General features: G+C 34.4%; 10 protein-coding genes. 4 read left to right on the top strand and 6 right to left on the bottom strand.

Annotated elements, in window-relative coordinates; translation table 11 throughout:
• Positions 1–91: 91 nt before the first annotated feature.
• The 3 genes from CSUIS19072_RS05075 to CSUIS19072_RS05065 are packed head-to-tail and all read left to right on the top strand — an operon-like array spanning position 92 to position 1810.
• Positions 92–301 carry an NrdR family transcriptional regulator gene (locus tag CSUIS19072_RS05075; protein WP_086237660.1) on the top strand — a complete coding sequence of 70 codons (210 nt, stop codon included), beginning with the start codon at positions 92–94 and terminating at the stop codon, positions 299–301.
• Positions 270–1478 (top strand): hypothetical protein, encoded by a 1209-nt coding sequence (locus CSUIS19072_RS05070; RefSeq protein WP_180379400.1) that lies wholly within the window; start codon positions 270–272, stop codon positions 1476–1478. The genes CSUIS19072_RS05075 and CSUIS19072_RS05070 overlap by 32 nt, the downstream gene beginning before the upstream one ends.
• Entirely contained in the window at positions 1475–1810 is a 336-nt protein-coding gene (locus CSUIS19072_RS05065) for a hypothetical protein (RefSeq protein WP_086237659.1), read from the top strand. Before CSUIS19072_RS05070 ends, CSUIS19072_RS05065 begins: the two co-directional genes overlap by 4 nt.
• A gap of 49 nt (positions 1811–1859) precedes the next feature.
• Here CSUIS19072_RS05065 and CSUIS19072_RS05060 read toward each other — a convergent pair whose 3' ends face one another.
• Positions 1860–2858, bottom strand: coding sequence for a hypothetical protein (locus CSUIS19072_RS05060; RefSeq protein ID WP_086237658.1), 999 nt, complete (start codon positions 2856–2858; stop codon positions 1860–1862).
• The gene (locus CSUIS19072_RS05055; protein WP_086237657.1) at positions 2848–3285 is read right to left on the bottom strand and encodes a Panacea domain-containing protein; all 438 of its coding nucleotides are present in this window, start codon (positions 3283–3285) and stop codon (positions 2848–2850) included. Before CSUIS19072_RS05055 ends, CSUIS19072_RS05060 begins: the two co-directional genes overlap by 11 nt.
• Before the next feature lie 380 nt (positions 3286–3665).
• On the opposite strand from CSUIS19072_RS05055, the gene CSUIS19072_RS08545 reads away from it, so the two are divergent.
• Entirely contained in the window at positions 3666–3824 is a 159-nt protein-coding gene (locus CSUIS19072_RS08545; protein ID WP_086298547.1) for a hypothetical protein, read from the top strand.
• Here the strand turns inward: CSUIS19072_RS08545 and CSUIS19072_RS05045 are convergent.
• The 4 genes from CSUIS19072_RS05045 to CSUIS19072_RS05030 form a co-directional block, all read right to left on the bottom strand.
• The gene (locus CSUIS19072_RS05045) at positions 3817–4224 is read right to left on the bottom strand and encodes an HK97 gp10 family phage protein (RefSeq protein WP_086237656.1); all 408 of its coding nucleotides are present in this window, start codon (positions 4222–4224) and stop codon (positions 3817–3819) included. The two genes, CSUIS19072_RS08545 and CSUIS19072_RS05045, sit on opposite strands and share 8 nt — an antisense overlap.
• Positions 4225–4663: 439 nt before the next feature.
• A complete protein-coding gene (locus CSUIS19072_RS05040; protein WP_236847910.1) occupies positions 4664–5785 on the bottom strand; it encodes a terminase large subunit domain-containing protein in 1122 nt (373 codons plus the stop codon).
• Positions 5786–5900: 115 nt separating this feature from the next.
• Positions 5901–6233 (bottom strand): transposase, encoded by a 333-nt coding sequence (locus CSUIS19072_RS05035; RefSeq protein WP_086237655.1) that lies wholly within the window; start codon positions 6231–6233, stop codon positions 5901–5903.
• Entirely contained in the window at positions 6233–7291 is a 1059-nt protein-coding gene (locus CSUIS19072_RS05030) for a phage portal protein (RefSeq protein WP_086293053.1), read from the bottom strand. The genes CSUIS19072_RS05035 and CSUIS19072_RS05030 overlap by 1 nt, the downstream gene beginning before the upstream one ends.
• Positions 7292–7378: the final 87 nt, after the last annotated feature.

The raw sequence follows: 7378 nt of genomic DNA, 5'->3' as shown, positions 1-7378 counted from the left end.
GAATAAGAATAATATTGTGTAAATTAAACTTTAGTCGCAAAGTGGGGCTTAGCTCCGTCTTGCGAAGTTAAAATAGCTTTAAGGAATTACTATGATATGTCCGTTTTGTGCTAGTGGTAAAACTAGCGTGATAGCTACGATTAAAGGGCTAGAAAATAGGCGTTTTAGGCGGTGTAATGCTTGTCATAAGACATTTGAGACAAATGAGAGAGTCTTAGCAAAGCATTTAGAGGCTAGATACTTAGTGAGTGAATTTAAGGAGTATATAGATGAGTCTAATACAAAAACTAATAAAACATAAAATCGCAAAGAGCAAAGATAAGCAAAAATTGATAGATGAGATGATAACAACGCTTGGAACTAGGGCAAATGAAGAGCTAAAAGAGGCGCTAGAAGAGATCTATATGGCTGTGATGAGTAATTATGATAGCCCTGAGCTAAAGAGCATCATAAAAGATAGATTAGAAAATTTAGATATTCATATAAAAGATATAAATTATGAGGATCTGTATCGTAGTTTTTTAGAAGGGGTGGGTGGTAGGAGTGATTTGAGATTTGATAGTGTTGATGCTAGGGCTATAAAGGTTATGAGAGAGAACTTTTACTGGATAAAAGGGGAGTTTAATGCTAAGGTAAGCGATGAGCTAAAGGATATTACACAAGAGATATTTGAAGGCAAAATCCCAAGAGTTAAAGCTGGGGAGATAATGAGAGAGAAATTCAAAGGCGTATTATCAGTCAATACTAGCTACTTTGAAGGGGTAAGCGATCATATCATCAGCCAAATGCAAAATATCTCAAGGGTCAATGAAGCTTCTAAAAATGGTGTGGAATACTATAAAGTAGTAGCTAGGATAGATAGCAGGACTAGCCAGTGCTGCAGATCTATGAATGGCCGCATAGTGCCAGCTTCACATATAGAGGCTCAAAGTAGGAATATACAAAACGCTAAAAGTATAGATGAGAAAAAAGCAGCAGCTACTTGGCGAAATGGTGCGTTTTATGGTAAAATTTTGCCTAAGAATTTTGGATTACCACCATATCATTTTAGATGTCGCACGGAGGTGGTGCCTGTGTGGATTGATGAAGAGGTGATAGATGGAGTGGTGATGAAAAACACAAGCCCACTAAGCAAAGATGAAGTAGTAAAACATATAGATAAAACTGGGGTAGAAAGAGTGCTAAGCAAAGATAACTATTTTGGCAGTGGCAATCACTCTATGCCACTACATAAAAAAGCTCATAAAAGAGATATAGTTAGAGCGTTAAATTCTATTGAGAGAGTAGCGGTAAATAATAAAAACCCAAATAGGCTTAACGCAATGAGTCAAAATGGATATTTTTTGGTATTTGATGGTGTGGAGCTGGTGACAATTTATAAACCTACCAACTCACTAGAGAAGTATTTTAAAAAAAATAGTGTATTAACCCAAGGGGAAATTATAAAAAGCAGTATATTTGCAAGGTGGTTTAAATGAGAAAAATTTTGATATTTTTATATTTAGATATAGAATGGGGAATAATAGAAGCAGATTATAGAAAGAAAATTATGGATGGCTCTATAGATGACTTTAAAAATATAGATTATAAGAGATGTGATAAGTATGGATTTGCCACATTTGAAGCAGTAAATGGCAAGATTATGCACTTTTTTGATATTTGCAAAATCACTGATGAGCTACTAAGCGTAGCTAGAGATGATGAATTAATGCAAGAAATTTGCGAATTTGAAGTGGTAAAAAATGGATATAAATTCACTGGCTCATTTATAGACGCACTAGAGTATATCAAAGCGAATTTTAAAGGATAACTCTAAAAGGGTAAAAACACTTAACAATAAGCAGTTTAAATATTTAAATTTATTGAGTATTGCTATTCTTGTTTATATTAGGCTCGACAATAGAGTCGTTACCCTTTTGGGCGGTGCTGTTTCTTTCAGTACGCTGATGTATTTTACTAGTATTTTGGTCGATGTAGTTTTTAGTATTCATATCAAAAAAACGCCAATATATAAAAATTGCGCACATAATGCATGTAATAAATAAATTAAATCTAAAAATATAGCTATTACAAAATCCGTTTTTTAAAGATTTTAAGAAAATAGTGCACTCTTTTTGTTTTTCGAAGTCCTGATTTATTTTTGAAAAATGTATCTCTCTGATAAAGGCATATAAATAGTGTAATATGTTTGTTATAAATAGACCTATTAGACAAACGATAAACGATAATCTGTATACACTTGCTTGGTGTATATTGGAAAGGACCGATGTAGAAAAAGTAAGTCCTGCAACAAATGCAAAAACGATAGAGGCAAAGATACCTAAAATAGTAATATATTCTTTTTGCATATCGTTTATTTTTTTGGTTGCCTTACTGGCACTATTGCTTGCATTTTCGGCTAATTTTTGTGCATCTTTTAATTTTTTTATGGTCTCCGAATTATTATTTTCACCTTTATTTTCAATTTCACGCATGTATTTTATTTGTAAAATTTCTAAAACAACATGATCGTATAGTTTTAAAAATTTATTCACAAAATTAGTGGAGTAACCATTGCTTTCGTCTTCAATATAAGCTCTAGCCTCCTCTATCGCCTCCATTAAATTATCTATACTTAGTTTGTTTTTCTCTCTGTCTATTCTTGATAATATAAGGAAAATTTTTGAATATTTATGCCTGAAATCTTCGCTAGCGTTGTCGGTACTACTAACATACACTTCTTTTAATTTATCGATATTGCCGTTAAGCCTAAACTGACCGCTTTTATCTCGTAGGGCGTTTTGTTTAGACAAAGAGCACAAAACATCTTTTATGATTCGGTGTTTTTTATCAAGATGAGGATTTATATCAGAAAGCATTATCTTTTATCTGCTGTTTTGGTATCACATCTCCAAATCCAGCACCATCTTTAAAAATAATATCCCATGCCTTACCTTTCGCGTGCGTCTGGCTAACTAGCGTCCAAGGATCCATATTACGTTTTTTGCAGACAGTACTGTCTATTAGTGAAATATTATCACCTAAATTCTGTATTATTTTATCGTAATTGTCATATTCTTCATAAATTTTTAATGCCCCCAAATATGAGTACTCATAATAGACGCTAGGTACAACTGGTCCAAATTTCCAAGCTTCAAAATCATCATCAAATAGTGGTTTGTTATTTTTTTTTAAAAAATCATGCTGTATATAATAGAGTATTTTTTGAAGCTGTAAGTTACTAATAGGGCACTCTTCTTTTTTGCATTTTGTTACAACATATTTTGCTACCTCTAACGCTTTCATTTTTACTCCTTTCGTTTTAATTATGGTTAAATTATATTAAATTTTGATACAATTAGTATTCTAAATTTTTTAAGTATATTTATAAATTTTGAAACCTATTTTAGCAAAAATTATACCAAATAATATTAAATTATGCAATTAATTCAAAAATACTCACGGTATTTTAAAGGGTTTTTGTATAAATAAACAAAAGTAATAAGCGGATAAAAAGGTGGCTTACGCCATTATCTAGTTTATTATATACGCCTTTCCCCTTTATCCCTAACCTTTTCAAAATAGCTTAATGCAAGCGCTAAAGCCCAAAACCTATCTGCGTGGCCGTGCTCGTTTCGGTCGCTGTCGTAAATAAAGCTTTTAGCGCCGGCTTTTCACTGCTCGTTATGGGCTTTACTGGCGAGAAGGCTTATAGATGGAAAATAGAGTTTATCAAAGCCTTTAATAAAATGGAAGCAATGTTAAAAGTCGCTTGCGGTAAGCTATACCATATGAGCTTTAGTCATATAAGGGCTTTAGATAATGCCCTTAAAAACTCTATTTAAAGCCCTTTTTAATATCAGTTATGATGCCTTGTTTTATATCTCTTACAAGGGCGGATTTTGCCCTTGTAAATCCCTCGCCTTTTATATAGCTATCTAAAGCGTTTTTTAGATATGGACTGGCCTTAGTTCCTGGGTGATTTACCTTTTTGCCAAATATTTTGCCTTTAGCAGCTAATACTTTTTTGTTTTTAGCCTTAATTATATGTGGCTTAGTACCAAAATGGACAAATTTAGCATATGGTGCGAGTTTTGTATTGCCTACTATTACTTTTTTGTGGCTATAGCTAATGACTTTTATATCTTTTTTTAGATTGCCTGTTTTATATGGAGCTATAGTTTTAGCTTCATTTGCCGTCTCAGTGCCAACTCTAAATAGAAATTTTTTGTAAATTATATTCATATTTTTTACTCCTCAGGTCAGCAGAACCGACCTTTGCGGCAAGCCCCATCGGCTTGACCTCACACTCTTGTGCTTTGCACTCTCTTTGAGAAAGTCCCCATAAATGGGGTACCCTTATAAAATCAGTGGCGTTAGCCACCACCTTGAAAGGCTTTTACAAGGGGTTAGGGGTTGTTAAGGGGGAAGGGGTAGCGTCTGCCAAAAAGCGTCCCCCTTCCCACTTAAAAAGAAAAAGAATTTCTTTGATATCAAAGTTTTTATTTTTTTCTTTAAGGGACAGGGGAAACTATAATTTGAAAGCCAAAACAGTTTCCCCTATCCCTTAAGATCCCAACCCCTTCCCAGTTTGGCATTTTTATTTTATGAAAGCCTACGGCTTTACTAAGCCTTTCAAGGTTGCTGAGCTAAAGCTCAGATTTTAATAAGGGCAACCCTATATTTATATAATCAATGCTCCGCCGCCTTTTTTGCTTCTTACTATGCTAATGTGAGATAGGGCTAAGGCTAAAGCCCAGAAGCGATCAGCGTGTCCGTATTCATTTCTTTTAGCATCGTATTTAAAGCTTTTAGCCCCTATAGTTCGCTTTATAGCGTGGATATCAGCTATTAAAAGTGGATCATTTGGTATCTTGATGAGCTTATCTTCAAAGGCTTTTTTTAAATTTAGCGCCATCTCTTCTTTTCTAGTGTTAGAAAACCACACGCCACTTACTCTACTTTTAAATTTACTATGCATATTCTCAGCTAAATTCATACCAATACCAGTTTTGTCTATCTTTAAAACGCTAAGCGGATATGTCTTTAAAAAGGCATTTAAATGCTCTTTTTGCTCTTCAAATTTAGCCTTAGCTAGCACATCCATCATAGCAGTTTTATACACTCCATTTTCTAAGATAACTCCAGCTAAGGTTGAGCGGTCATTTACCCTACCTACATCAAATCCAGCATAAATTGTCTCACTACTTTTTGGCGTGAAGTAAGTAGCCTTATCATCTACGCAAGATTTTATAAGCGATATTGAGAGCAGACTACTCTCATCATCTACAAACTGACACTCATAAGCACTCGCCCAGGTATCAGCATCAAAGAGATCTCTCATAGTCTCAAGATCAAAGTCTAGCCCATCATCTATAGCTCTATAGATATTTACGCAAAAGCGTTTAAACATATAGTATTTGCTCTCATCACTGTAAAGCTCATGAAAAAGACTATGCTCTTCAAATGGCGTTGAAAGTATAGTTAAACGCCCTTTAATCGCTCCGATACTAGGGACAAATGCGTGCCAAATTCTCTTAGGGTTTGGATACCAGGCAAACTCATCCATCCAGATATCACCAGTAAAGCCCTGAATGGTTCTAAAGTTATTAGCTAGAGATTTTATATATGCGCCGTTATCCAGCACTACTTCGTGTTCGCTATCTTTAGCAAAATTTATGCCATACTCCTTAGCCCAGCTTCGCATATATCTCATCAAGATTAAAGCTTGTTCTTCACTAGCAGATAAAAATAGCTGATTACGCCCAGCTACTGCGCCAATTAGTGCATCCAGCTGAGCTAACATAAGAAAAGCCTATTTGGCGGCTTTTTAGCACTATTCTGAAAGTATCATTTGAGTTTAAAAATTCACGCTGGTAGTTAAAAAGACCGCCATGGTCTAAAATGCGTTTTTTAGCTCATTAGCAGTTGGTGAGTTCATATTTATAACTTGGGCGTGGTTTTATGCTTTTTACCTTTTTTACGCCATTTTCAAGCTTAGCTAAAGCAGAAACTAGCTCACTCATCATTACAACTTCATCGGTTGATGGGTTAGGCTTTTTGCTTAGCTCTCCAATTTTGGCTTTAGTAAATTTAATAGCATTTTCTATGCTAAAATTCTCTTTTTCATAAGCCTTTAGCCAATTAGCTAGTGTGGGGCGGCTACAGCCAGTTTGCTTACTAAGCGCTAGAGCCGAAACACCACTTTTGAGCAAATTTACGCACTCTTCTTTAAACTCTTTAGTATATTTCATTATTGTCCTTTTAAGCTCTTTTGCCAGCCTAGGATCTCTCTAGCTTCATGGACGCTTATGATACCGCTATTTATTAGATTAGTTACTATTTCGCCATCATCTTTAAAGTTAGTTACATCAATTGGTTTAAGCCTTAGCTTTATATTGATACTATCAAAAAAACTCTCTATAAGCTCAATTTTTGGCTTTATCTCTATCTCGTTAAACTGATGAAGTTGTCCTATAAGTTCACCGCTTCCCCCAAGAGCTGAGCTTTCAGTAATGCCTAAAAGCCTTGGCGGTAAGCCGTGAGCCGCTACTATCTCATCACGAGCTACTTTTTTAAGCTTCTCAAAGCTAATATCTTCTATATTTCCAAGCTTCTCAAAGCGAATTTTTGCATCTTTATCACCTATATCATTGCCAAATAAAACTAGAGTATTATGTGAGTTTTGATAGCCTTTAAATGAGTTTCCAAAGAAATCTTTAAAGGCATTTAGCTGCTCTTGTGAAGGCTCGGCATTTTCATATATGATAGCCATATCTGGTCTAGCCCCATTGTCAAAAAACTTCTCATTGTAAATATCAGCTTTTTGATTTAGCATAATCTGCTTAAGTGTAGCTAAATAATCAGGCTCACCATAGTAGTGGCTTTTGGGGCTATAGTATTTAAGGACAAATCCATCTAGCTTTTTAACTTCACTATTTAAAACTTGGAAAATTTCGCCCTGCTTGCCAAGCCTTAGTTTATTGCCTTTTATATTATACATATAAAAGCTATTTTTATTCCCAGCACTCTCAATCCCAGCATTTCCGTATAGCTCTAAATTTAGAGTAAAAACTTTTAAAAAGTATTTTGGGCTTATACCACCTGGTAGAAATTTATCTATATTACTCTTTTCTATCTCTATTTGAGAGAGTAAATTTGATTTTATTCTTATGCTTCTTGCGTGATAAACATTTGCGTAATATAGATCTAAAAGCATATCAAAATCACAAAACGGATTTATATACTCATCACTCATGTTATCATCTAGTAGTTGCTTACTATCAAAGCTACTTTTATATACAAGTTTCATTTATATCCTTTTTAATTATTTTTAACTACTTTTTACTTCGCTAGAGCCAAGCTAGTCTTTGCGACCAAAGGTGAGCCTTTCACAGAA

Origin of the sequence: Campylobacter sp. RM19072 (assembly GCF_024723485.1) — a bacterium.
Classification (GTDB): domain Bacteria; phylum Campylobacterota; class Campylobacteria; order Campylobacterales; family Campylobacteraceae; genus Campylobacter; species Campylobacter porcelli.
Note: the sequence above shows the minus strand (reverse complement) of the source record. Positions and strands in the feature narration are given on the sequence as shown.

Bases quoted from the DNA above. Each gene is read 5' to 3' on its own strand.
- CSUIS19072_RS05055 (WP_086237657.1), bottom strand. From the start codon at position 3,285: ATGAAAGCGTTAGAGGTAGCAAAATATGTTGTAACAAAATGCAAAAAA.
- CSUIS19072_RS05075 (WP_086237660.1), top strand. From the start codon at position 92: ATGATATGTCCGTTTTGTGCTAGTGGTAAAACTAGCGTGATAGCTACG.
- CSUIS19072_RS05070 (WP_180379400.1), top strand. From the start codon at position 270: ATGAGTCTAATACAAAAACTAATAAAACATAAAATCGCAAAGAGCAAA.
- CSUIS19072_RS05045 (WP_086237656.1), bottom strand. From the start codon at position 4,224: ATGAATATAATTTACAAAAAATTTCTATTTAGAGTTGGCACTGAGACG.
- CSUIS19072_RS05030 (WP_086293053.1), bottom strand. From the start codon at position 7,291: ATGAAACTTGTATATAAAAGTAGCTTTGATAGTAAGCAACTACTAGAT.
- CSUIS19072_RS05065 (WP_086237659.1), top strand. From the start codon at position 1,475: ATGAGAAAAATTTTGATATTTTTATATTTAGATATAGAATGGGGAATA.
- CSUIS19072_RS05060 (WP_086237658.1), bottom strand. From the start codon at position 2,858: ATGCTTTCTGATATAAATCCTCATCTTGATAAAAAACACCGAATCATA.
- CSUIS19072_RS05040 (WP_236847910.1), bottom strand. From the start codon at position 5,785: ATGTTAGCTCAGCTGGATGCACTAATTGGCGCAGTAGCTGGGCGTAAT.
- CSUIS19072_RS08545 (WP_086298547.1), top strand. From the start codon at position 3,666: ATGGGCTTTACTGGCGAGAAGGCTTATAGATGGAAAATAGAGTTTATC.
- CSUIS19072_RS05035 (WP_086237655.1), bottom strand. From the start codon at position 6,233: ATGAAATATACTAAAGAGTTTAAAGAAGAGTGCGTAAATTTGCTCAAA.